Here is a 23,217-nt window from a genome sequence, read left to right as displayed (position 1 = left end):
GGCACGTCAACGCGTGCCTCGGAACGGGAGAAAGCGCTTCCAGCCCTTGGGCCGGGTGCGCACAGCTTCGATCACCGGTATGATGCCGAGAGGTTGCGACCCGAAGATGGCTTTCAGCGCCGAGGGATCGCGAATAGGGCGAAGAACAAGCTCGACGGCTAAGGCGAGAAGGAACCCCAGCGCGATGCCGCCGCCAACTCCAAGCGCTCCCAGAATGAGCCGGTTGGGCCAGCTAGGCTGATCGGGAATCACGGGGGGTTCGACAACCGACAAACGCTCGGACATCTGCTCATCTTCCGCCCGGACTCCGGCGCGCGCGCCCATGAGCTGGTTTTGTACCTGTTCATACTGGGCATTCACCGCGGTCAGACGCTGCTGCAACTCGCCTAGTTGCTGCTGCACGAGGGGCGCGCGCGCGCGCGCCGAGAGCTGCGAATTGACTTGTGCGGTCTCGCCTGCCTTCGCGCTTCGCAGAGCCGCGATCTGCGAATTATTGAAGGCGATTTGTTCGTCCAGGGTGTTGACGGGTATTTTTGCGCTATTATCCTTCGCCAGCCGCTTTGCTTCGGCCAGCGCCTGTTTTGCCATGACAACATCCGGATGCGTTTCTGCGTAGATCGATCGAGCTCCAGCTAATCTAGCTTCTGCAGCCGATACGATCGGGTCCCGCTCGTCGCTCGTCTGGGCAAGGCTGCGCTGCTGGATAAGCAGCTGATTGTCCCGCTGAAGCGCAGCGATCTGCACATCATAGCTTCCGCCGCCGCCGCCCATGATCATCCCACCGCCGGAAAGGACGCTCCCATTGCGCGCGTTGATTTCGCTGATTTGCGACTGCAAGGCCGCAATTTGAGACTCCAGGTCGGCCGATTGGTCGGTCAGGAACTGGACAGTATTCGTCGCTTGCTCCGCATTCCCTCGCGCATCGAGCTGCAGCACACGATCCATGAGTTCCTGCGTCACCGCCTGCGTTTGCGCTGGCTGCGAATATTCGAACGCAAGTTCAAATGCGATCGTCCGGTTTTCGGTCCCGCCGGCGGCTGGCGTGGACGTTTCGGATGGCGTCAGCGTGATGGCCGACCGCATATCGGCAATCACGTCAGAGAGCGGGGCGCGCTTCCGTTCACTCGCATAAAGCCCGTGCCGCTCAATGAGCTGAATGAGATCGGGGCGCGCGGTAATCTGCTGGCGGATTGCCGCGATCCGCCGATCGATCAGGTTCCCGGCATCCATTCCAAGAACTTCTTTGGGAAGTTGCGGTGACTCCACCAGCATGATCGCATTAGAACGGTAAACGGGAGGAACGAAGAGAATAGCCGCAAGAGCACCAACAATGCCGATGATTGTGGGTATAATAATGAACCAACGCCGCTGCCACAGTATCACTGGCAATTGCTGAAGAAAATTTCCACCCGCCGGCTCGTCCTCGAGCGACGCTTCAAACATTGTCTCCTCCACTAGCGCTGGTCTCCAAATATGACGGTTAATCCGACCATCAGCGCGAAATTCGCGTCGCGTTTTTCGCGATCGTCGTAAATCTTCGAATAGCTCGGGGTAACGGTTAACGCGACGCGCTCACTGAGCCTGCGCGTGTAGGTTGCGAGCGCACCCACCAATTCCGTGATGCGCGAAAGTGGGAGACCGCGGCCATCCTGGTTCGTCCGTCCATAGCGTGCTGTCAGGGACACACGATCGACAGCCGACAGCTGCGTGTCATAGCTCAGCGACGCCGTCGTCACGGTCGATACGCCGCCCAATGCCGTCGGCTGCGCGCTGCGACCGGCGGAGAAACAGAGATTTTGATTGGGACCGCGGTCGCAAATACCCACGCTCCCCGCAAAAGATATGGTTTTGCTGCGAAAGCCCGCGCCGATATCGGTATCAACATAGGAAATCCCGGCGTCGGCCACGACACTTAGACGGTCGCTCAGCTTTTGGCTCACTCCGACGCGAGGCGAGACGATAAAACTGTCTCCCGTCCGTCTTCCAAGATAATCGACCACGCCAAACTGCGATCCAAGGGTAAGCGAAGTGCGCTCCGAAAGCTTCCGCTCATAACCTAGCTGCGCGGAGGCATTCCGATAATCAAAGCCGACACCGCCACCGATATAGGTCCCGCCAAGCGTTATGCTTGCGTTCGCCGAGCTAACTTCATCGAGGACGCGAGAGAGCCCGACGCTGGTGCTGACATTGGTAATGCGAGCGCGGGTGCCGGCGATAGTAGTATCGATGACGGGAAGCTCAGGCGGTTCGATGGGGCCTGAGCCGGGCGATGCGCTGGCGTCGAAAATCAAGCCGTCCTGGACCGCCGAACGTGCGGTTTGAACGGAAGACGAGATGCTAACGCTGGTCAGCTCGTCAAGCATCCGCTGTGCGGAAGCTTCCACGCGTGCTGCAATGTCACTGCCATATCGATTGGTATATTGCGAGACACGAAGATTTCCTCCGAGCCTCGTGTCGCCCAGCTCGTCCTCATAGATGATCGATGGCGAAACACTGAGGGTGACCGAGCCTGCAGTCTCTGCATCGGCGTAAAGATAGGGATTGGTAGCGAGACCGCCTCCGATCGAGACTTCGAGAGAGGCCTCGGGTTCTGACTGAGCAAGCGCAACTTGTGCCTGACAGGCAAGAATTACCGCAACCAAGGAAGAAGCGAGCTTCTTCATCAGAAAATCCCCCGGTTCATCAGCGCACGATTACAGTGTCGCCGGTTTCGATGCGCAAAATATTGGCGCGCGCCACATCTTTCGCGTCAACCCCCGATTTGAATAACGGGGCAAGGCGCACATTCAGTGTTGTTAGCTGCTCGTTCGATTTGCGAATGATCACCACATTGTCGAGGTTCGCAAACTCCGCAGGCCCACCGGCCATGCTCAAGGCTTCAAGAACATTGACATAACGTCCCGGTGAGAATGTCCCCGGCGACTTCACCCGACCCATGACCGAAAATTGCATCCCGGAAGCAGCGACGACCGAGACCGTAACCTGCGGGACAGCACCGACATATTGGGCGCTCAACCCGTTCGTGATCAATCCCTCCACTTCAGAAGGCAGAAATCCTTGGACCTTGATCTGACCTACGAGCGGGAAAGCCATTGTCCCGTCGGGAAGGACTTTAACCTTGCGTTGAAGGCGCTCTTCCCCCCAGACGTATATTTCCAGTTCGTCCCCGGCATTGATGCGATAGGTCGAGGCCGTGGACGTCGCCGCTGCGCCGCTCGCGGTCGTGAGCCTGGGTTCGGAGGGAAGTGCCTCGGGGGCCTGCGCATGAACGACCGGCAGCCCGGCGATTGCTGCGATGATCCCACCGGAGAGCAAAATTCTAATCATTCGGGAGATACCTCAGTGACCTGTCGACAGTTCAACGATGACCTTTATAAGGTAGGCCATAGTCTTTGGCTACCACGTTAACCCGCGGAATACTGGCTCATGATGGGTAGTATGATACGAAATGCGCCCCGACATGGGACAATTTTAATCGCTTTTTCCTTGACAATTTGCGCTGCGCTCACAGCCTGCGGCCGGTCTGATGCTGCTGCCGCCGAGGGGGCAATGCAGGCGCAATCGCTTCTTGAGCAACGCCGGCTCGGCGAGGCCCGCATCGCAATCAACGAGGCGATTGCCTTGCGCGACGATGAGCCGCAGTTCCACATACTGCGGGGGCGAATTGAAATGACCGCCGGTTCCTTGCCCGGTGCCTACGACGCATACAGCAATGCGATGTCACTGGATCCCACCAATATGGAGGCCCTCCAAGCGGTCTCGCAACTTGGCCTCCAGACCGGAAATTTGCGCGAATCTCTCGAGGCGACAGACGCGATACTGTCGCTCAATCCCGCCGAGCCCGAAGCTTTGTTGATACGCGGCCTCCATGCCGTCATCCGCAGTCGGTTCGCCGAGGCGGATGCGTATGCCGATAAGATTCTTTCTCAAGACCCAAATAACGAAGGCGGCGTCATTCTGAAAGCACGTGTCGCCGTTCGCAGAGGTGAACCGGCCAACGCGCTTCGGGTACTGGCTAATTACGGGGTTTCAAAAGCCGAGACCGTGGGTGTGGTGATGACGAGGCTCGAGGTGTTCCGGGTGATGCGCGACGCGCCGGGAATGCGAAGCCAGTTCGCGCTCCTGCGGACGCTTGCGCCCGATAATCGGGACGTGCGGCTTGATGAAGCAAATTTCTCGTTCAAGGATGGGCGCCCCCAAGATGCAATACGGTTGATCACGGCGTTGCTCGCCGATCCAAAGCTTCCCGAGCAACAGCTTCGAGCCATTTTCGCGGTCGTGCGTGAATATATTCCGGACGGATTGGACCGCGAAAGTTTGAAGGCCATAACGTCGACTGGATCGAAGCCCGTTAAGCTTGCCCTCGCAGAATATCTTGCGGATCGCGGGAAGGTCGCGAGCGCACGCGCCGTGCTTGGCGGCCTTGGCGGAGAAGATCGGCACGCAGTTGACGCGAGCCTCGCAGCGCGCGAAGGCCGCTGGAATGACGCCGGCACGCTGGCTCAGCAGATTCTGGGTAAGGACAAGACCCACTGCCTGGCGTCGACGGTTGATGCCGAGGCGAGGCTTCAAAAAAATGATCTTTCGGGTGCGCTCAGGTCAGCGCAAGTCGCTGTGAGCCAATGCCCTGCCCAGGAGAGGGCATGGTCACTGGCCGCGCGCATCTATGAACGTCGCGACGACTTCGAGAATGCGCGCCGCGTATGGCGTCAGGGTTTAAGGGAAAATTCTCAGAACTCGCATATGACTAAGGCCTATGTTGACTGGCTCTTAGAGACCGGGCAGGACCGTGAAGCGCTTGCAACCTCAAGGCGCTTGACCCGTGCAGCGCCTGCACTTCTCAGTGGCTGGAAACTTTATAACGACGTTTGCACCCGATTGAAGCAACCATGCACTGCCGAGGCGTTGAAAGGGATAACTAATGCCACCACCTTATATGGTGTCGACCTTCTGCCCGGTCAGCCGCCACCCAATGGTCTGTTCGGCCGGATTGTGACGCGATGATCGGGGAGGGCGCACTTCGCTGCGAGTTTTTGGGAATGATGTTTGATCGATGGTCGGCCGCGTCGGTCGGCGCCCGAGTGGCAGATCTCGCTAGTGGGCAGTCGTTCAGCTATGTCGTCACTCCCAATGTCGATCACATTGTCCAATTGTACAGATCGCAGGATCCGGCGCATATCGGAAGCTATGAGCGCGCAACGCTTTGCGTTTGCGACAGCCGCATCTTGCAGCGGTTGGCATCATGGTCTGGCTTGGATCTCCCGCTGGTGCGGGGAAGCGATCTGACCCGCGATTTGCTGGAGGACGTGCTCCTTTCGGGAAAGATAGCTGTTGTAGGAGGTGATGCACAGTTTCATCACGACATCGCTCAGCGCTATCCGAGGTTTGCGTGGCAGTTTCACCAGCCGCCTATGGGAGTTCGGCACAATGCCAAAGCGCGCACCGAGATAGCCGAGTTCGTCGAAGCCAGCGGCGCCGATGTCATTTTCTTCGTAATTGGGGCTCCACAGAGCGAACTCGTTTGTTCTGAAATACTAGAGCGCGGCCGGGCGCGAGGCGTTGCGCTTTGCGTGGGTGCATCGCTCGCGTTTCTTACGGGCGCGAAAAGGCGGGCCCCACTCTGGATGCAGGGCGCGAGCTTGGAATGGCTCTTCCGGTTGGCGACCGAACCCCGCCGGCTGTGGCGTCGCTACCTTGTCGACGGCCCCGAAATATTCTTGATCTGGCGGCGCTGGCAAAAGGACAGATCTGCTCGCCTCACCGCTGCGTCCGGTTCCAGTCTTTCTGGTTACGAGTGAAGAAACCGATGTAAATCGGTATCTTCCATAAAATGTAAAACGGTACGCGCAGAAGGTCGGCAAAGGGCAACACGGCCCTTCCATAGTTCCACCAGCTGATCAGAAGCATTATGATCGCGAAGGTGAAGGCGCTTCCTCCGATGATGAGGGGCAGCCAATAGCCCTTCCAGAATCCCACCGCTGCGACGGCCGCCAACGCGGTGACTGACAGGAGCATTAGAAGTGCCAGGGGTGGGACGAGCAGATGCGCACCTAAGCTCGTCAAGTTTCGAGAGCGCTTTAAAAGGCCCTCCATTATCAGAGGCACGCCCTTAACCGCAGCCGTGCGCAGGAACCCATGCTCCCAACGGCTGCGCTGGGCGCGACTGCTCTCAATCGGCGCCGCGTTGCTCGTTACCAAGGCACGATCGTCGAGGTCGACGGGTACGCCCTGTCTGGCGAGCCACAAACCCAGACTTAGATCTTCGACGGCGTCTCCCGTGGCGAGGGGGAGCCGCGCGAAGAGGGGCCAGCAGAACCCCATGCCAGTTCCAAAAAGCATCGCGCCGCCGCCTAACCGCGTGATGCCCCGCGCACGTACGAGGTTTTTGACGAGCATCGCGAAATTCGAAACAGCCACCAGCGGCGAAGCTCGATCCGACGTTAGCAAATTTGAAGCCTGCACAGGCAATCCGGATACCAGCGCACGCAACGCCAGTCGCTCCGCGCTGCCGGGAGCGAGGCGGCAGTCGGCGTCGATGATAATAACGACTTCGGGCGGGTCGCGCTCGAGGACCTCACGTCCGAACGCCAAGGCAAAACCTTTTCCACGCCGCTCTCTGTCGTGGCGCACGGCGACCGTCGCCCCTTCTTGCTGCGCAAGCCACGCTGTATCGTCGTCGCAATTGTCAGCAACGACCACAATTTCTGCGGTCGGCGCTGCCGCCCGAAGCGCGCTCACGGTGAGCGAGATCCCTGCGCTCTCGTTATGCGCGGGGATCAAAATGGTCACCTTTCTGGGGCGATCGAAGCCCTTCCAAACTTCGTCCGGCAGAGGGCGCAAGCCGAATGCCAATTCTACCCCCAAGTAGACGAGGGAGAACGAAAGGGGCAGCATCACGATCCAGGCGAGAGAAATGATCATTGTGACGCCAACCTTTTATGGGACTGGTGAGCCCGTACGAATTTGCGCTGCAGGTGTCTCAATTTGCCACTCAAATCACATCGTCCCTATGCATTCGCCGGTCCGGTGTCTAGGAAGGCTGTGAACATTTGGGGGGACAATGATAATGGCACGCCAATATTTCTCGGCCCGAAGGGTATTGGTTACCGGCGGGGCCGGGTTCGTTGGATCGCATCTCATCGACCGGCTGATTGCAGCGGGTGACGAAGTGCTCTGCGTCGATAATCTGTTCACTGGCGCTAAGGCGAATATAGCCCATTTGTTGGGCCACCCCCGTTTTGAATTTCTCCGCCACGATGTCTGTCTGCCGCTTTTTGTGGAAGTCGACGCTATATTCAATCTGGCGTGTCCCGCGTCGCCAATCCACTATCAGCATGATCCTGTGCAGACGACGAAAGTCTCGGTCATCGGCTCGATCAACATGCTTGGGCTAGCAAAGCGTATCAAGGTACCCATCCTCCAGGCTTCAACGAGCGAAGTTTATGGTGATCCGACGCAGCATCCGCAGACCGAAAGCTATTGGGGCAACGTCAATCCGATCGGTCTACGCAGCTGTTACGATGAGGGGAAACGCTGCGCCGAAACCCTCTTTTTCGATTATCATAGGCAACATGGAATCGATGTGAAGGTCGCGCGCATCTTCAACACATACGGCCCGAGAATGCATCCGTCGGACGGCCGCGTTGTTTCCAACTTCATCATGCAAGCCCTACGCGGCGAGGACATTACGATCTTCGGCGACGGTTCGCAGACCCGGAGCTTCTGCTATGTCGATGACCTCGTCGAAGGTCTCTTGCGCCTGATGACTTCTCGAGATGGGTTTACGGGCCCCGTGAACATCGGAAATCCTGTAGAATTTACCATTAGAGAACTTGCCGAACTGGTGATCGACATGACCGGCGCCCGGTCGAAGCTGGTACAGCTTCCGCTGCCCTCGGACGACCCCACCCAGCGTAAACCCGACATTTCCCTCGCGCGTGCCGAGCTGGATTGGGAGCCTTCGATTGCGCTTCGCGACGGCTTGGTGAAGACTATCGATTATTTCCGGCAGCTAGCGAACTGACGGTCGCGCGGCCAGCAGGCCGGTAATAAATTCGCGGTACTGGTCTGCTATGGTAGACCAGGAAAAGCGTTCGATTCCGTCGGGGTGCTCCGTCCGAGCAGGTCCGCGAGCAAGGGCGGCCTGCAGCGTGCTTACAAGTGCGGCTTGATTTTCGGTATCACAGAGGAACTCGGCGTTTTTACCGAGAATCCACCGCAGTCGATCGCTGTCGTGCCCGATCACCGGAAGCCCGGTTGCCCAAGCCTCGATGAAGACGTTCCCGAAGGATTCGAGCAGCGACATATGCAGAAACGCATCCGCCGAGCGATAGAGCATCGGCATTTCCGCTGCGGCGAGACTAACCCGCTTGAAGCGGCCCGGAAGCAGCGCATCCGCAAGGGCTTGGCCCTCGTCGCGAAGCGGGCCGTCGCCTGCAACGACGAGAAAGGCGTCTTCGAGTTTAGCGACCGCGCGGATGGCATCCATAACGCGCTTTGTCGCGATGAAGGCGCTAACCATGAGAATTATCGGGCGATCTTCCGGAAGGCCGAAACGGGCACGATCGAGTGGACCTGGTCGAAAGCGCGCAAGGTCGACGCCATTCGGGATTAGCGCGCATTTCCATCGTTGCTCGTTGCGTGCCAGATAATCGGGATTGGTGCATATGAGACCATCACACGCAAAACTTCGGTATTCGGAATTGGATGCGAAGGCCGGCCAGTCACCATTCTGCGTAACAAAAATCTGCAGTGGTTTCACAGGAGAGGGGCGTCTTAGCGCCCAATGGGTAAAGGGAAAGGAGCAGGTTATGACCGCGTCATAGGCTGAAGGCTTATAAGCTGCGAGCAATCCGGGTGCAAAGCTGGCATCTTCCCAAGCTGTCTCGCTCCGGAAGGGCGGGAAATGAGGAAAACGTTCAAAGTGTTCGCGTCGGACTGCGGGTACATGGCGAAATTTGTATGCGACGTCGCCGCGGCTTTCTCCCGAGCCCATCACGGTAACGTCCTCACCGCTGCGTGCGAGCGCATCGGCCACCGACAGCAAGGCGACTTCGGCACCGCGATCGTAGCGATGGAAGCCGGGTAACGCGAATAATAGTCTCATCTATTCAAACTCCGGTTCGCCGTGCCGTGGGGCGCTGAGACGACCGCGCGCATAAGTCTGGTGCGTGCTGGCTCGTCGTAGGCGGCGGTAACCGACACTGGTCTGGACTCATCACCGTTGCCGTGGATGATCGGGCAGGGGAGAGCTGGCCGCCTCCCACATCCATCTACCCTCGCCGGGATCCCCACGATGTGGGGCGTCCCTATCCGCTATTTTTTTGCGCCGTCGCCTTTAGCGGCGGCCGGTGCAAAGCCAGGCTGATACTGAATTTCTGCACCGGCACGGCTTTGTTTCAGCCGCTGCTGCATCGTTTCACTCAGCTGCTTGTTGCGAAGAGCCTGAACTGCGAGAGGGCGCGCATTTGCCGCAGGTACGGGCTCCGCCCGCTCCCCGGTCACCACGCCTACAGTTACAACACCATTCTCCGGAACGACAAATGGTTCGCCAGCGGGCAGCGCGCGAATCTGTTGCAGTCGCTGTTGGCCGAGCGCTGCGGAATCGACCTGCGTCGCATCCCGGCGAAACTCGATCCCCATCTGTTTGAGGCGAGCTGCCACTGCCTCCATAGAATGATCGTTTTCAAGGGCCTTGAGCTGATCGACATTTTTCGGCAGCGCGAATTGGATACGATCGACTGCCAATATCTTGCGCTCGCCGAACATAACGGGATTGTCGGCGATAAACTTGTCGATTTCCTGCTCGCCGGGCACTTTCAAGGCGCGCTCGGCGCGCTGGCTCATGAGTTGGACGAGAAGCGCATCACGCAGTTGGCGTTCGCGCAGAAGATAATCGGGGGTTTTGTCGATTTCATCGTCCCGCGCGGCTTGGGCGAGAAGGCGCCGTTCAACAATTCTTTGGAGTGCGGCCTGCTGGACGACCTTTTTATCTACACCGTCGGGGATGGGTGTGCTGCCAAGTTCGGCATTGATTTCCTGGAGAGTGATTTCTTCTCCGTTGACAACGGCCGCGACCTGGCCGGTCGCTTCCTTGTCGCAGGCTGCAAGCGAGAGCGCGATCAACGCGAAGGTGAAGCTGAGTGTCCGGTTCATTGCCTTATCCTCTTGAATCTGGTCCCAACAGCAAACGCTGCATCCGTAAGTTCGAACTTTCGATAAATTTGCTCGCGAAACCAGCCAACAGCGGCTGAGCCTCTGCCTGGTCGATACCCAAGGCGGAGACCCGCATCATCATGCCATCGGGAATTTCGCCCGCCAGGTTCGCGCGCATGACCGCGGCCCGTTGCTCGATCCATCTGCGCGGATAAGCCGTACCAAGCCGGGTAAAATAGGCGACCTGCTCGACGCGACCTGGAGCGGTTGCGGTGAACATATTGGCGGGAACGGTTTGACCGCTCGCCTTGAAAGCTATCTCCCGCGTGGTGCTGAGTTCAAAGCCCCCGACAGGATAGCAAACCTCGGGGCGGTGGACCTGAAGAACTCCGTCCTGAGCATTGTTATAAGCCAGAAGCAACATGACAGGAGGAAGGTTTGGCGCCTCATACACGCGGGTTACGAGGTTATCGTATAGGCGGTCACGCAGTGTATCGGGCGGCGGAAGCACGACGCCGCTTTGTGAGACCGTCTTCCAGTCCCCAAACTTTGGTGGAACCCAGCTCTCAAAATCCTTCTCGGGGACCACCGGATGGGCGATCGCCGGCTGGCGCATAAATGCAAATCCCGAGGCGCCGGCAAGAACCGCGCCCAAGAGCATGTTACGCCGCGACAGTTCAGATGCGCTTGGTCGATGACCTTCAGCCATTTGCCGGCGCCTTTTCTGACTCGCCGACATAACGGTCCCAGATGGGTTTCAGCAAAAGGTCGAGCGCGAAGATGGAGATCAGAGCGATCCCGAACATCAAGATTCCGGCAAAATTGTGCAGGAAGCCTTGGGCGGCGGCCTCGCCGGCGTGGTAGGTGAGCAGGATCAGGATCAGGACGCGAAAGAAATTTGCGACCAAGGCGACGGGGATAATGAACAGGACAAGGAGCAAGGCATATTGCCAGCGCGCTTGATGACGCATGTATATGTAGAAAAGTGATATGGCCGAAAGCGAAATAATCGAGTTGATACCGGAACAGGCCGCCGCGACGAGCAATTCATATTGACCGATATAAATTCTCACGCCTTCGCCGCCGATCGGATAGCCAAGCAAGCTTAGGAACCAGATCGCAGCCTCTGAAAGCCACATCTTCATCGGGACCGTCACAATCGCTACCAACGTATCTGGCGGCGGAAATATGAAGGCGAGATAAAATAGCGGAAACCAGAGGCGCTTCATCACCTCAAGACCAACGAGGCTGTAGAGCACCACCAATAAGGTGAAATACATCAGATAGCCTTCGATCTCGACGATCTGGGTAATTCGCGCAAAAATTTGAAGCGGAATGAGGATGGCGAGGAGGCCCCACACAGGTCGGGATGGCGCAGCATTTGCAAGCCCCTCCGTGTCCTTCCATTGGCGGTAAAGCAACCAAAGTCCGGTAACGAGAACGATCGGCCCGTGGGCACCTTCTTCACCCGTCCAGGAATGGCGTACCACAAACATCATCGTTGGAATGCAGAACAGGGCGGCGCCAAGCGCCAGTATGATCGATCCGAGCGGAATCACGCGCGACGCGGGACCCGGAAGGCCTGACGTGATTTTGGAATCGGCGGCAGTGGCCATTAATTACTCGATGATAGAAGAGTTGAAGACCGGATATACGAAACTGGTCCCCATGCCAATCTTGCTCATGCTATAGACCGTGTCAGGGCGGGACAAAATTGGAGGCCTGTTGAGTGACTGGGCGCGGTTTGGCATAGCGGCGTTTTTTGAGAGTTTGGGATAGCCCCGGTACATATGGACCATGCAGAAGGGAAAAAGCGGCGGGGCCGCCGCCAGGCTTTGCGCGCTCTGGCCGCTTTCGCCGCGGCGGTCGGACTTGCAGCTGCATCCTGGTGGGCGCTTTCCGCCGGATCCAATCAGCGCGCAGTGTCTTCTGCAGACATTCGTAAGCGCGTTGAGGCTGCCAGGGAAAAGCCGCCCGCGGTGCCCACTCAAGAATATATGCCGCTTACGCCTGACGATGCGCTTGCCGAAAATGCAGCGCTGCCTTTCTCGACGGCGCCCGTCGAGGTCGCGCCGCCGCTCGTGGTACCCCTTACGGCCTCCGCCTTCGCCGGTCGCCGTTCGGCGATGGACTGCCTGACGGCAGCAATCTACTACGAAGCGGCACAAGAGTCCGAGACCGGAAAGCGCGGTGTCGCTCAGGTGATTTTGAACCGGGCGCGCCATCCTGCATTTCCAAGCAGCATTTGCGGCGTTGTTTATCAAGGCTCCGAGCGGCGAACGGGTTGCCAATTCACGTTCACCTGTGACGGAAGCCTGGCGCGAAAGCCGTCGCGCTCCGGGTGGGACGCCGCGAGGCGCGTTGCCCTCGCAGCGCTGTCTGGATATGTCGAACGTAGCGTAGGGATGGCTACCCATTACCACGCGGATTACGTCGTCCCCTACTGGGCCCCATCACTCGCAAAAATCGCGCAGGTTGATCACCATATTTTTTATCGGTGGACAGGCGGATGGGGGCGGCGTGCCGCGTTCAATCAATCTGTAAGCCAGGAACAGTTGCTGGACGACCAACCGCAGGCGGTTGGCATCAGCGATTTTGAGATGAGCGTCGCGGCGCCTGAACCCCTTACAGGGGCGCCGTCGTCCAAATCGCGCATCATCGCGGACGAAGCGGCTGGCGCACTGGCCGATGGCGACAAAGCAGCGCTTCCCGCGGGTGATATCTTGCCTTCGATCAAGGCCGACGCAACGCCGGCAAAGCCGACCGCAGACGCTGTCAAAGGTAGTCTAAGGCTGGACTGATCGGATTGCGCCTTGGCGAGGACCTTCTGCCAGTCCTGCCCAAACGGGTCGCGGCCCCTTATATTTCCCGGCTCGCTGTACCGACAGACAAGGATCTCCTCGTCCCCCTTATCGCTGAGGCCGCACCCTATTTCGCCCGAGCGGGCCCAGATCAGTTGGGTGTAATGAGAAACGTCCTGTGGCCGTCCAGTCTGGCTATTCGCTGGAAACACGCCCGGAATAAAATCTTTCTTCTCGGAGATCCAGCGATCGACCATAGCTTCCGGCCGAAAAGCTCCCGGCGTACCACCCCAGATGTTTTCGCCCTCAAGCGGGCGACCGGGAAGGTTCGGCGAGTGTTCGAACGTTCCCGTCTCTGAAAGGTGATCCGCCCAAGCTTGCGCTCGCTGCGCTAGGTCTGAGTTCCAGCGAAGCGCTGGAACACCTGCGCTGGCTCGCTCGCGATTGTGACTGTCGAGAAGACGATCGTTGAGCCCTCCCAGCCTGGGCTGGGCGCCAGTCGACAGCGTCATCGCTACAGCAAGGAAAGCGAGTTTCCCCGCCATATTGTTGAGCCGTGGCATACCGTTTCCCCAAGATGCTGGGGATTGGTAACTTCGGAGGCTCTAAAACCGGGTGGCGCAACATGGTTAACGACGCGTTAGGATGTCGCCGCGGCCTCCTGCGCTGGCGGCACATCGGCCGTGGACCGAACGATCCGTACCTCGTCGCCAACTGCCGCGGCGGCAAAAAGAAGGCGGGCGAATTCGATCGGCAGCCCGACGCAGCCGTGCGTGGCGCGGCGCCTGGACATCGGGCTTCCATGCAGGGCGACCCCGGTGTGGGTTATGAACATAGAGTAGGGCATCGGCGCATCATAGGCACGCGAATGATAGTCGCGGCTTTTCGTGAGGATGGCGAAGCGTCCGGTAGGGGATGCCATGCTATCGGCGCCATAAACCACGACTGCCGTGCCGATCTCATGGCCGCCGCGAAATACGGACATCAATTGGGTCCGCAGATCAACCCAGATGGTCACCTTGCCCGAGGGAACTCCAGTTTCATCCCATTTGAAATCACCATGTCGCATGGGGCCGACAGTCGTCAGCAACGACTTCGTTCCTTGCGGAAGCAGACCGCCTCGTACGGCCGTCTCCAGCTCTACGGACGAGAGCGACTCCCTCCCAGCTTTGCGCGACGCTGAAGGAAAAGGTGGCGATCCCTCGATTGCGATCGGGGAGCGAGCGGCCGGCGGGTTAACCAGAATATCGCTGCCTATGAACGCACCTAGGATTGCAGCGGGGACGATTAGAAGCGCGACGATCAGGCTGGTTCGCATTGTGGGTTGCTCGACGATCCTGGGGGGAGGGACCTCCTCCGCCGCCGGAGAACGGCACCACACAAACCAAACCCGATCAACATCAGGGCCCATGTTCCGGGCTCGGGAACTGCCGCCACTGGTGGCGTCACGCCGGGATCCGTCGGTCCGCCAGGTGTGGGGTTCCCCGGATTGGGCCCGCCGGGGGTTGCCGCCGGTCCGGAAGGAACGACCGTGCTGATGCCACCGGGAAAGCCAGAGGATGATCCGCCGCCGACATCTCCAAGCGCCGGAATGCCAGAGCCCACTGGTTCGCCAAGCGCGAGTGGTCCAGGCGGGCCGTCCACCAGCTCCTTGATCGAGTCCTCGGGCGGCGTATCGAAAATTTTGCCAAGCGCGCGTTGCTCGGGATCGCCCCCGCCGTTGATGCGGCGGCCAAAGAGCCGATCCGCGAGCGGCTCGTCCCTATTTTTTTTTCCTTTCAGCAGGTCGGTTTCATCTCGCTCCCCGGGTGAGCGGCCGACAAAGCGCTCCAAAACATCCGTCGTCTGGGCGAGCAGCTTCCCGCCGTCGCCGCTAAACGCGGGTATTGTCATCGACATGATCGCAAGGAGGAGCAACGCGATCGCCATTGCCCCCACACGCAGCCGCGATCCCAGAAAGGTCTTTATCTCCGCCATGTCAGCTGATTACCCGATATATAACAACGAGTGAAGATTTTTGTTTCGAACTGACGCTTAATGAGTCCCGATTGGATACAGAACGAACGAGCTGCAAAATGGTGGTTGCCCGGTGATCAGCATCATGGGCAAAACGGCGACGATGTGGAGTGCTGATTTCGCAGGTTATCTGCGGATAACGCCGGCAGCGAGCAGTTTGAAATCAGTGGCGGAAACTCTGCCGCGCTTAATGACCTCGCGTAAATGGGGATGCCGTCGAACCGTCGGCCCACTCAGATCGCCTGCCTGTGTTATGATATGTTATATGTCGCTGATTTGATTTTCTCGGGCGAGCTGGATCGACGTTAGCAAAGGTGCTGCGCGCTGGTCCGAGTCGCGACTATCGACATCCGGCAAAGCAACGCGCAAAACGATCGCCGCGGCGGTATGCGGTAAGGTTTTTTTAACCGTAAGGTCCGACTAAGCGTACATGGTTATTTCGGCATATTTGGATGCGCCAGCGGCGGGCCGCAGACGGCGAACTGTACGGCGGAAGCTTCATCTGAGTGCGGCAGGCGCTCACTCCGCAGGCGCGGACATCCACGTGCTGATTCATAATATCTCCCGAAGCGGAATGCTGATCGAGTGCGATTCACCGCTGGCAGTTGACGATCAGATCGAAATCGAGCTCCCGCATGCCGGATCTGTTTCGACGATGATCGTGTGGGCGAGCGACAATATGTTTGGCTGCCAGTTCGCGGCGCCGATCTCGTCCGCTGCTCTTAGTGCAGCTCAGTTGCGGAGCGAGGTGGTGGAGAATGTCATCGAACCAGCTTTGGCCAGCCCGGGTGCCACCGCCCTGCATTCTTCCGACGTGCGTTTCGGCGCAAACCTGAAGCGGCTGCGTATCGCTAAAGGTCTGAGTCAAGCGCGGGTAGGGGCCGAGTTGGGTGTAAGTGGGCCCTCGATTTCGGGATGGGAATCTGGGCGGGCAAGGCCGAAGAACGATCGCCTGACAGCTCTCGCAGCACTGTTAGAGGTCCCAGTAGCGCAGCTACTCGTGGATCTTGCTGCAGATCCCGCTGAGGTGCTGATAAGCCAAGGTCGAGAGAAGATCGCGCGAGCGACAGGGGCCAGCCCTGGAAAGATCCGGATATTCATCGAGATCGATTGACGGCGCGGATCGCATGCGTTCGGCTGCAGTTCGCCTAGCTTGAACCTCTATTGGAAAATTTCGTGAGGAGCAGCTTTTTTGTGTTCCGAATCTGGGCCGATTGAGCGAGCCACTGCCGGCGTCGATACATTATGACGCACGGACTTACCTAGCGCTATTATATCGAAGGTATCGCTAGAGGCGAATGCGCCCGTCATCGCTGGATCGCGTTGGCGCCGTTTCAGATGGCCGAGTATGATGGTCCATGACCCGGCGAGACAGGCGATGACCCAGTTTCACCATAGGTTTTTCGATCAGGAAATAAGATGCGATTGCCGCCGGGATGAAAGCTAGTCCAAGCGCAGCGTTCCCATAGTCGTACAGAGCCTTGGCGCCTGTTAAGCGTCCTCCCCATTCAAACGGAGCGAGTGACATCTGCTGCCAAAGATAGAGACTATAGGAAACAAGCCCAATTTTTGTCAGCCAATTGCTGCAAAGGATGTTGCGTAGCGCGCCAGCATGATGCGCGAAGAGCGTCCCGAACATGAGCACGGCAGCTAAAACGGGCTTGATTGGCGTAACGATCATCGCGACCGGCTGAGGTGCCGCGGGCAGCATGACCAGCACTACAAGGGAAACCCACAACCACCTACCGTTGATTTCCGTCAGTCGCTCCCGCAGTCCAACGAACAATGCCATTAGCACGCCGACCATGATGTAAACGAAGCTGCCGAGAGTGGGCACGAACAGCGAGCCGAGGACCAGGCCCGCGATCAACGCGATAGCCGCACGCCGGCGTGCGACTGCGGCGTATGCAAAGATTATGGGCCAGACCAGATAGAATTGTTCTTCCACGGCCAGGCTCCATGAGTGTGCCAGCCACCACGAGCAGGCGAAGCCCGCAAAATTGCACACATAGAGCGAACTTCGGAGCACAGCGCTGTCATCGATCAGGATCACGCCAGCGCGGCCGAGCAAGTAGACGACTAAGACATAGGCGTAAAATGCAGGCATGATCCGAAATATCCGCCGCACGTAGAACGCCTTTAAGCTTACACATCCGCGCTTGCTCTCTTCGGAGCGGAGCAGGGTCGTAATCAAATAGCCGCTGATCATGAAAAAGAAACAGACCCCGAGGGTGCCCAGCGAGCCGGCAATAGCCAAGATCTTCGAACCAATCGGCAGACCGGTGGCATCGAGCGCTTCGAGCGGATATAGTTTGTTGGCACGATAAGCAAAAAGATGGCCGAGGATCACCATCAGCACGCTGATACCGCGCCAGCCGTCGATTACGGCATCACGGCCGACGGACTCCCCCTTATTCATCGGTCTCGGCTATCATCAGCGTCGAAACGGCGCAACTCCCGCCTTTGTGGGCTGCGGTCGCGGTGAATGTCTCAATGTCTGCTGTGATGGGGCGTCTCCGGGCGCCCCCACCTTCTCTCGGTCGAGGCCTTCTTGTTATGTTGGAAGGGATGCGCGCCACGCCAGGCGAATTGCGAGGGGCGGCACACGCCGGCAAGGCGCTTAAGGCGCTGGACATGCCTCCAAAACGGCTTAGCGTCATTTAGATGCAATCGACCAACATTGTTGCACCTTTAAAACACTTGCCCCTGCTCGACGGATGGAGAGCGCTAAGCATCACCCTCGTGCTGGTCGGACACCTTCTCCCGGTCGGCCCGAGTGGATGGGCGTTAAACGCTCCGACGGCAGCGACCGGTATGGTGATATTTTTTACATTATCAGGCTTCCTGATAACACGTTTCCTGATCGAGGACGGCAATATACAGCGGTTTCTTGTGCGCAGGCTCCTGCGCATCGTTCCGCTGGGTTGGCTCGGGATGCTTCTTGCGTTTGCCGTCGCACGCGATGCTAGCCTAGCAACAGTCGCTGGAAATCTCCTATTTTACGCTAATTTGCCCCCGTTCTTTCTGGTTGGTCCAGGCAGCCATTTTTGGAGCCTCTGTCTAGAGGTGCAGTTTTACCTGTCGATTGCTCTGCTCGTTGCCATCGGCGGGACGCGAGCTTTGTTCACCATACCGCTTGCGTGCGTCGCAATCACCTGCGCGCGCATATATTGGTACGAACCTATGTCGATCGTGACCTGGTTTCGCGCCGATGAGATACTTGCGGGGGCGACGCTCGCGCTTGTTTACGAGGGTTGGCTAGGCGACCGCGCCCGAAAATTGGTCGCTGGCTTCAACCCATTTCTCCTGTTGCCGCTCCTGTTCGCCAGCGCCGACTTGCGTACGGGCATTCTCCCGTTTCTGAGGCCCTATATTTCAGCCCTGATGATAGGGGCATCGCTATACGATGCGCGACCTTGGCTCTTGGAAATTTGCCGATCGCGCGCAGTTATTTATACCGCCCAGACCTCTTACGCGCTCTACGTGTTTCATGGGATATTCGCGAATACATGGCTCGGCGCGGGGGACGTCCTCGTCAAATATTTAAAGCGACCATTGCTTATTGCTGTCACGCTATTCTGTGCACATGTTTCGACGTTTCGTTACGAAAAATACTGGAATAGGCTCGCGCGGCGGCTGACAACTAAGGATCGAACCGACACTATCGCAATTAATCGTCCGATTTGAGGTGGCGATGTTGTTTCGCCAAGCCGCGACGGTTGGTAACAACGCCTTTGCTCGGCCTAGGTCGGAGAAGTATGTCTGCAATCAAACTTCGAGAGGCTGTACAAGGTCGAGATCAATCGGGAAAAGGCTTTAGCGCCAGCCATATAGTCCAGACAATTATGACAGGCACCGAGGCAACAATGATTATTTTCAACCAAGACAAAGCAATGTTTTCGTTGTCATGCTGCGGCATAATGGTCTCGTGTCTCGCTTTTCTGTAGACCAGTACAAATGAAAGTCCGGCTATGAGGCTGATTGCGAACGGATACATCGTATAGTTGTCCTGCCTCTTTAAATTTTTTTAAGATCCGTGTCCGAGAGTATGTTGATTGTTGAACTCGTTTAAACGCCGAGATTGACGATCAGTGATCGATCTGAATTCTGACGCGATTTTCACTTATGCGCGCAGTGGTCGCGATGGCTTCCCGGGCGCTTGCAATCTGTGCTTGCAGGCTATTGGCTCCATGCTGACCAAGCAACTCGGCCAGACTAACATCGAGGATCGTTGCCAACTCTTGCATGCGTGGGGGTTTAGGCCGCGTCCGGTTCAGTTCCCAACCGCATACGGCAGCATCACTTACCGCCATCTTTCTCGCGAGATCTCTCTGCGACATGGATTTCGCCAAGCGAAGGCGCTGGACGCGCAACCCGAAACTCTCCTTGTAGCGCGCTGTGCCAGCGATTTCGGGTGCAAGTGCAACAGCGCCCTGAAGGCGTGCTGCCCCCAGCGAAATGCGGGATATCGGGACCGCGAAATCCAGCCCCGCCAGGCGACCGCTCACCCACGCGACATGGGCCCGCACCGCCCCGCTGTGTGGAAGTTTGACGTCAATCGGAAGCCCTAACTCGAGCGGCACATCTCCCTCCAAGACCAGGCTCCATTCGGAAATATTATGTACCGTGATTTCCGTCTCGCCAGGTTTTGCTCTTCCAACTGGAAAGCGCATCCGGGTCTCGCAGGACCCGCCAGGAACTTTCTCCATATAAGCGATGGCAGTCATGATGCCCCAATCCAAAGTGCGACGGGCCCGGCGATCTCGACCCGTTAGACAGTTAACTCCAAACCAAGCGAGACGCTCTCGTTTACGATGCCCACGCTTTGAAAAACGCGAGAGGGGCTGCGTAAATGTTACCGTGCCCGGCGTTCCAGGCACCACCGCTGCGCCTCTTGCGTCCACAATAGCAGAAGTTCGAACGCCCGCGAAAGCCTCGGGCCTCCGCTGCATTCGTTTAGTGGGTCGATGATGTGTCCCATTGTGGGGCATTTGTCAGCGCGGCGGTCCTTTAGTTCCTTGTGTCAATTCTAACATAATGTAACGAGCCGTAACATTGGATCGCTTTGGTCTGATCGATCATCGGGGCAAGGTTCGGGTGACGCGAAATAGGGGAAATAATTATGCGTGGTCTTCTCGCTGCCATTGCCGCCGTTGCGCTGCTTCCTTCCGGCGCCGCCGCCGCTGAATTCGTGAACGGGAGCTTTGAAGCCGGCGCGCCCGCAGGTTCCTTCGCCACCGTTGCCGGTGGAAATAATTCATCGATCAACGGATGGTCCGTAACCGGTAACAGCGTCGACTACATTGGCAGCTATTGGAACGCCCAAGACGGGTCGCGAAGCGTTGACCTCAACGGGAATGCGCAAGGCGGCATCCAGCAGACGTTCGATACACTCGCCGGTATCCAATATAATGTGACATTCTGGCTGGCTGGAAATCCCGAAGGTGCTCCCATCACGAAAAATGTCCTGGTTAGTGCTACTGGGGCAACCGATGGCCTGTTCAGCTTCGATTCCACGGGTACGAGCAAGGTTAACATGGGTTGGTCGAAATATACGTACAATTTTTTGGCGACTGGGACTTCGACCACCCTGTCTTTCGCCTCGCAGAACGCGGGTGCATACGGCGCCGCTTTAGATAATGTTTCCGTTAGCGCTGTCCCGGAACCCGCGACTTGGGCTCTGATGCTGATTGGATTCGCGGCTGTTGGGTTTGGAATGCGCCGTCGTTCGCCGGTCACAACCGGCGTCCGTTTCGCCTGACAACTCTTAAATTTTGGCAGAGAATGCCGCCGGTCGTAGATCGGCGGCATTTCTTTTGTTCGAAGCTGTCGCATTCTTTTGATCGACTACCAATCGCAGTGGACGGATCTCTCTGCGAGACCCGCTAACAGGTGATGCAGCGGCTCGACCTTAGAACCAACTCGCGCAGCGGGCTTCAGTCACCAATCTACGCGGGCGTGAGGCAAGGGAGCCGCACGCTAAGACGGGATCGCGCCGCGCGCAAAATTTCGCTGTGAGTGCCAAAGTAACCGGCTTGGGCATAGGCGGCACGGAGCCCGCCGAACCTCCTGCGGTAGAGATTTTTCGCGGGTATTTCGGGTGCTGCATCAATCAGTTGGACGGAAAGATATCCATGCTCGGCTAAGAGACGTTTCAAATGAGCGATAAGGTCCGCATCTGATAGCGGCGAGCCGTCGCAGTTTCGGCGGATTGAAATCTTGGGCTGTTTGCATGGAACGCCGTGCTCTTCGCGAAATGCCGCTGCCGCTCTCCGCCGCTCGGCTGATGTCATTTTGAATCCAGCTAGCTCGAACGCCTTCGCGAGCGAGCCGAATCTTCTGACAAAGTATTTTCTGTTCGGAGCCTCAGCATCAGCTTGTATCGCGTGACCGCTAAGATATCCCTTTTCCCGATGAATTCGACGGAGATCATTGAGGAGGTCGTCATCGGAGTAGGGCTGGCCGGCGGGATTCTTTTTGATCCTTGAGGGCATCTCATATCCAACCGAGCGAAACGCCGCCGCGAGGCTTCCATATCTCGTGTCGATCGCCTCGGGAGACGGCAGGTAGCTACACCTCTTAATCAAACGGCCGGATAAATGGCCTTCCTCTCTCAGTAGCCGTGCCAGTCCCTCCTTAATTTCATTCCCCGAGTACACTCTGCGCGTGATGGCTGCGAGACGCTCCTGAGCCGCCTGAAAAAGTTCGGTGGGCACGATTTGCGTCATCACATGTGCCGTTACCCAGTTGACGGGCGAGGTGAACGCTGGGCGTCCCAGATTATTTCGACGTTTCCCGAAGACGTATCGGCCGGAATAAAGATGCTGGGTTAGTGTGCGCCGGACCGCGCTCGTGGTCCAAGCCCTGCCATTGGCTTGTTTATAGCGCCGGTCGTTGAGCCAGGATTCGATTTGACCCAAACGCAATTCTTCTGTCACGAACAGATGGAAAATGCGCCGGACCAGCGCAATTTCACGGGATGGGCCGCGGATCCAAACCACTTTATCAGTGATCAGGGCCTTTCGCTGGCCGCGGTGCAGTACCATTCGTGGTCTGCCCCCCTCGTCGATCACCTGACGGCGCATTCCCAAGGGCGGATCGCCGCCTTGCTTGAAACCCAGGCTTGCTTGATGTCGTTGCGCCCGCGAGATTTTGACGGACAGCTCTCGACTAAACTCGGCTGCCATAACGCGCTTCATGTGCTTCATCATAGACGATAGAGCGTCGCCATCATTGTCGAACGGCTCAGTGCAATAGTGGACTTGGACACCAGCAGCACGGCACATATATTCGTAGTGCGCAGACTGGTCAGTGTCTTGAAATCTGCCCCATCGGCTGACGTCGAGAACCAAAATGGCGCGAAAATTAGCTTCGCCGGAAAGGACGTCGGCAAAAAGTTGTTTGAGCGCCGGTCGTCCTGCGAGCGTTAGTCCACTTCGTCCCGCGTCGACGTACGTTTCAACGATTTCAAATCCGCGAGCGTCTGCGAAGGTAGCGATTGCCGCGCGCTGACTATCAGGCGAATAGCGCTGATGCTCCGTTGACATCCGGATGTATTGCGCGGCAGGGATCGCCTCTGCCAGTCGACCTTGATGAGAACGTTCTTGCGACACACCGTCTCCAAACCATAAACGCGGTTAGCTGGTGTGACCGATCTTTTCTGACAAATCGATGACAGCTCCTCAGACAGTTGGGCACTCCGCTTACGAGCGCTGCCGGGGAAGATGCGAGCTCGCCCTTATCGTTCACCGCTCTAAAAGGACTTGCCGAGGCGTTGATTGGCAGCTCCGGGGGGAGGGCGCGCGTGGCTCAGTTCTATAATGGTGGACTAGCTATCACGGCTCGGTGTCGTTGGCCCACTTGTGATTCTGCCGACGGTAAGTCATAAGATTTGACGAGCATTCTTGAGAGAAGAAGACTCGAACCCCCCCCAAAAAATCGTTGCAGGCCACCCTTTGGGCCATCATTATGTCCAAAATGGATAAAGAAAAAATATATCAAAATCATAGGCTTAGATATAGATTCCGGCCAGGGGCACCAACGCTAGAGTCCGGCACCGTGCCGACATCTTCCCAAACTCTCCAATATCTGCCTCGCGATCCGGCGGCCGTCTCGCGGTCGATATGCGCCGCCGTTCGCCCGCGCGACCGGTGTCGCAGGGATGGAGCGACGGCGGCAAGCGCCCAGGCGCCTTCCGGATTCCCGGCGACGATAGCGGCGTCGATGTTACCCCCGTATCAGTTTC

20 protein-coding genes and 1 pseudogene are annotated in these 23,217 nt (G+C 57.8%); 7 read left to right on the top strand and 14 right to left on the bottom strand.

The window, feature by feature from the left end; translation table 11 throughout:
- Positions 1 to 6 precede the first annotated feature (6 nt).
- Genes GGC65_RS04260 through GGC65_RS04250 form a run of 3 tightly spaced genes read right to left on the bottom strand, consistent with a single transcriptional unit; the run spans position 7 to position 3,327 of the window.
- Positions 7 to 1,443 (bottom strand): GumC family protein, encoded by a 1,437-nt coding sequence (locus GGC65_RS04260; RefSeq protein ID WP_192646023.1) that lies wholly within the window; start codon positions 1,441 to 1,443, stop codon positions 7 to 9.
- Positions 1,444 to 1,454: 11 nt separating this feature from the next.
- Positions 1,455 to 2,663 (bottom strand): hypothetical protein, encoded by a 1,209-nt coding sequence (locus GGC65_RS04255; protein ID WP_192646022.1) that lies wholly within the window; start codon positions 2,661 to 2,663, stop codon positions 1,455 to 1,457.
- Between the two features lie 19 nt (positions 2,664 to 2,682).
- Positions 2,683 to 3,327 carry a polysaccharide biosynthesis/export family protein gene (locus GGC65_RS04250; protein WP_192646021.1) on the bottom strand — a complete coding sequence of 215 codons (645 nt, stop codon included), beginning with the start codon at positions 3,325 to 3,327 and terminating at the stop codon, positions 2,683 to 2,685.
- A 222-nt stretch (positions 3,328 to 3,549) separates the two neighbouring features.
- On the opposite strand from GGC65_RS04250, the gene GGC65_RS04245 reads away from it, so the two are divergent.
- Positions 3,550 to 5,004, top strand: coding sequence for a tetratricopeptide repeat protein (locus tag GGC65_RS04245; RefSeq protein WP_192646020.1), 1,455 nt, complete (start codon positions 3,550 to 3,552; stop codon positions 5,002 to 5,004).
- Positions 5,001 to 5,798: a WecB/TagA/CpsF family glycosyltransferase gene (locus tag GGC65_RS04240; protein WP_192646019.1), complete on the top strand. Its 798-nt coding sequence runs from the start codon at positions 5,001 to 5,003 to the stop codon at positions 5,796 to 5,798. The genes GGC65_RS04245 and GGC65_RS04240 overlap by 4 nt, the downstream gene beginning before the upstream one ends.
- On the opposite strand, the gene GGC65_RS04235 is transcribed toward GGC65_RS04240, so the two are convergent.
- Positions 5,758 to 6,921, bottom strand: coding sequence for a glycosyltransferase family 2 protein (locus GGC65_RS04235; protein ID WP_192646018.1), 1,164 nt, complete (start codon positions 6,919 to 6,921; stop codon positions 5,758 to 5,760). The genes GGC65_RS04240 and GGC65_RS04235 overlap by 41 nt on opposite strands.
- 145 nt (positions 6,922 to 7,066) lie before the next feature.
- Here GGC65_RS04235 and GGC65_RS04230 point away from each other — a divergent pair, with 145 nt between their 5' ends.
- A complete protein-coding gene (locus GGC65_RS04230) occupies positions 7,067 to 8,023 on the top strand; it encodes a UDP-glucuronic acid decarboxylase family protein (RefSeq protein WP_192646017.1) in 957 nt (318 codons plus the stop codon).
- On the opposite strand, the gene GGC65_RS04225 is transcribed toward GGC65_RS04230, so the two are convergent.
- The 4 genes from GGC65_RS04225 to xrtV form a co-directional block, all read right to left on the bottom strand.
- Positions 8,012 to 9,106, bottom strand: a complete 1,095-nt coding sequence (locus GGC65_RS04225) for a glycosyltransferase family 4 protein (protein ID WP_192646016.1) — start codon at positions 9,104 to 9,106, stop codon at positions 8,012 to 8,014. The genes GGC65_RS04230 and GGC65_RS04225 overlap by 12 nt on opposite strands.
- A gap of 209 nt (positions 9,107 to 9,315) precedes the next feature.
- Positions 9,316 to 10,155 carry a hypothetical protein gene (locus GGC65_RS04220; protein ID WP_192646015.1) on the bottom strand — a complete coding sequence of 280 codons (840 nt, stop codon included), beginning with the start codon at positions 10,153 to 10,155 and terminating at the stop codon, positions 9,316 to 9,318.
- 4 nt (positions 10,156 to 10,159) lie between these two features.
- Complete coding sequence (gene epsI / locus GGC65_RS04215) at positions 10,160 to 10,864, bottom strand: exosortase-associated protein EpsI, V-type (protein WP_192646014.1); 705 nt, start codon at positions 10,862 to 10,864, stop codon at positions 10,160 to 10,162.
- Positions 10,857 to 11,771 (bottom strand): exosortase V, encoded by a 915-nt coding sequence (gene xrtV, locus GGC65_RS04210; protein ID WP_192646013.1) that lies wholly within the window; start codon positions 11,769 to 11,771, stop codon positions 10,857 to 10,859. The genes epsI and xrtV overlap by 8 nt, the downstream gene beginning before the upstream one ends.
- A 174-nt stretch (positions 11,772 to 11,945) precedes the next feature.
- Between xrtV and GGC65_RS04205 the strand changes: the two genes are divergently transcribed.
- On the top strand, positions 11,946 to 12,956 hold the full coding sequence (locus tag GGC65_RS04205; RefSeq protein ID WP_192646012.1) for a cell wall hydrolase: 1,011 nt from the start codon (positions 11,946 to 11,948) through the stop codon (positions 12,954 to 12,956).
- 89 nt (positions 12,957 to 13,045) lie between these two features.
- Here GGC65_RS04205 and GGC65_RS23255 read toward each other — a convergent pair.
- The 3 genes and pseudogenes from GGC65_RS23255 to GGC65_RS04195 form a co-directional block, all read right to left on the bottom strand.
- A pseudogene (locus GGC65_RS23255) lies at positions 13,046 to 13,468 on the bottom strand (CAP domain-containing protein); the annotation flags it as partial.
- Between the two features lie 128 nt (positions 13,469 to 13,596).
- The gene (locus tag GGC65_RS04200) at positions 13,597 to 14,046 is read right to left on the bottom strand and encodes a L,D-transpeptidase family protein (RefSeq protein WP_225940671.1); all 450 of its coding nucleotides are present in this window, start codon (positions 14,044 to 14,046) and stop codon (positions 13,597 to 13,599) included.
- A gap of 212 nt (positions 14,047 to 14,258) precedes the next feature.
- Positions 14,259 to 14,933: a PEPxxWA-CTERM sorting domain-containing protein gene (locus tag GGC65_RS04195; protein ID WP_225940670.1), complete on the bottom strand. Its 675-nt coding sequence runs from the start codon at positions 14,931 to 14,933 to the stop codon at positions 14,259 to 14,261.
- Positions 14,934 to 15,402: 469 nt separating this feature from the next.
- On the opposite strand from GGC65_RS04195, the gene GGC65_RS04190 reads away from it, so the two are divergent.
- Positions 15,403 to 16,086, top strand: a complete 684-nt coding sequence (locus tag GGC65_RS04190) for a helix-turn-helix domain-containing protein (protein WP_192646011.1) — start codon at positions 15,403 to 15,405, stop codon at positions 16,084 to 16,086.
- A gap of 174 nt (positions 16,087 to 16,260) precedes the next feature.
- On the opposite strand, the gene GGC65_RS04185 is transcribed toward GGC65_RS04190, so the two are convergent.
- Positions 16,261 to 17,391, bottom strand: coding sequence for an acyltransferase family protein (locus GGC65_RS04185; protein ID WP_192646010.1), 1,131 nt, complete (start codon positions 17,389 to 17,391; stop codon positions 16,261 to 16,263).
- 245 nt (positions 17,392 to 17,636) lie between these two features.
- On the opposite strand from GGC65_RS04185, the gene GGC65_RS04180 reads away from it, so the two are divergent.
- Entirely contained in the window at positions 17,637 to 18,659 is a 1,023-nt protein-coding gene (locus tag GGC65_RS04180) for an acyltransferase family protein (RefSeq protein WP_192646009.1), read from the top strand.
- A gap of 401 nt (positions 18,660 to 19,060) precedes the next feature.
- Here the strand turns inward: GGC65_RS04180 and GGC65_RS04175 are convergent, their stop codons facing one another.
- On the bottom strand, positions 19,061 to 19,699 hold the full coding sequence (locus GGC65_RS04175) for a helix-turn-helix domain-containing protein (RefSeq protein WP_192646008.1): 639 nt from the start codon (positions 19,697 to 19,699) through the stop codon (positions 19,061 to 19,063).
- Between the two features lie 395 nt (positions 19,700 to 20,094).
- On the opposite strand from GGC65_RS04175, the gene GGC65_RS04170 reads away from it, so the two are divergent.
- A complete protein-coding gene (locus GGC65_RS04170; RefSeq protein ID WP_192646007.1) occupies positions 20,095 to 20,733 on the top strand; it encodes a choice-of-anchor C family PEP-CTERM protein in 639 nt (212 codons plus the stop codon).
- 187 nt (positions 20,734 to 20,920) lie between these two features.
- Here GGC65_RS04170 and GGC65_RS04165 read toward each other — a convergent pair whose 3' ends face one another.
- Positions 20,921 to 22,585, bottom strand: coding sequence for a recombinase family protein (locus tag GGC65_RS04165; RefSeq protein ID WP_192646006.1), 1,665 nt, complete (start codon positions 22,583 to 22,585; stop codon positions 20,921 to 20,923).
- Positions 22,586 to 23,217 lie beyond the last annotated feature (632 nt).

The organism is Sphingopyxis sp. OAS728 (assembly GCF_014873485.1).
Lineage (GTDB): Bacteria > Pseudomonadota > Alphaproteobacteria > Sphingomonadales > Sphingomonadaceae > Sphingopyxis.
The sequence above is the reverse complement of the archived record's forward strand: the minus strand, read 5'-3'. Positions and strand labels throughout refer to the sequence as shown.

Bases quoted from the DNA above. Each gene is read 5' to 3' on its own strand.
- GGC65_RS04260 (WP_192646023.1), bottom strand. From the start codon at position 1,443: ATGTTTGAAGCGTCGCTCGAGGACGAGCCGGCGGGTGGAAATTTTCTT.
- GGC65_RS04255 (WP_192646022.1), bottom strand. From the start codon at position 2,663: ATGAAGAAGCTCGCTTCTTCCTTGGTTGCGGTAATTCTTGCCTGTCAG.
- GGC65_RS04250 (WP_192646021.1), bottom strand. From the start codon at position 3,327: ATGATTAGAATTTTGCTCTCCGGTGGGATCATCGCAGCAATCGCCGGG.
- GGC65_RS04245 (WP_192646020.1), top strand. From the start codon at position 3,550: ATGCAGGCGCAATCGCTTCTTGAGCAACGCCGGCTCGGCGAGGCCCGC.
- GGC65_RS04240 (WP_192646019.1), top strand. From the start codon at position 5,001: ATGATCGGGGAGGGCGCACTTCGCTGCGAGTTTTTGGGAATGATGTTT.
- GGC65_RS04235 (WP_192646018.1), bottom strand. From the start codon at position 6,921: ATGATCATTTCTCTCGCCTGGATCGTGATGCTGCCCCTTTCGTTCTCC.
- GGC65_RS04230 (WP_192646017.1), top strand. From the start codon at position 7,067: ATGGCACGCCAATATTTCTCGGCCCGAAGGGTATTGGTTACCGGCGGG.
- GGC65_RS04225 (WP_192646016.1), bottom strand. From the start codon at position 9,106: ATGAGACTATTATTCGCGTTACCCGGCTTCCATCGCTACGATCGCGGT.
- GGC65_RS04220 (WP_192646015.1), bottom strand. From the start codon at position 10,155: ATGAACCGGACACTCAGCTTCACCTTCGCGTTGATCGCGCTCTCGCTT.
- epsI (WP_192646014.1), bottom strand. From the start codon at position 10,864: ATGGCTGAAGGTCATCGACCAAGCGCATCTGAACTGTCGCGGCGTAAC.
- xrtV (WP_192646013.1), bottom strand. From the start codon at position 11,771: ATGGCCACTGCCGCCGATTCCAAAATCACGTCAGGCCTTCCGGGTCCC.
- GGC65_RS04205 (WP_192646012.1), top strand. From the start codon at position 11,946: ATGGACCATGCAGAAGGGAAAAAGCGGCGGGGCCGCCGCCAGGCTTTG.
- GGC65_RS04195 (WP_225940670.1), bottom strand. From the start codon at position 14,933: ATGGCGGAGATAAAGACCTTTCTGGGATCGCGGCTGCGTGTGGGGGCA.
- GGC65_RS04190 (WP_192646011.1), top strand. From the start codon at position 15,403: ATGGTTATTTCGGCATATTTGGATGCGCCAGCGGCGGGCCGCAGACGG.
- GGC65_RS04185 (WP_192646010.1), bottom strand. From the start codon at position 17,391: ATGAATAAGGGGGAGTCCGTCGGCCGTGATGCCGTAATCGACGGCTGG.
- GGC65_RS04180 (WP_192646009.1), top strand. From the start codon at position 17,637: ATGCAATCGACCAACATTGTTGCACCTTTAAAACACTTGCCCCTGCTC.
- GGC65_RS04175 (WP_192646008.1), bottom strand. From the start codon at position 19,699: ATGACTGCCATCGCTTATATGGAGAAAGTTCCTGGCGGGTCCTGCGAG.
- GGC65_RS04170 (WP_192646007.1), top strand. From the start codon at position 20,095: ATGCGTGGTCTTCTCGCTGCCATTGCCGCCGTTGCGCTGCTTCCTTCC.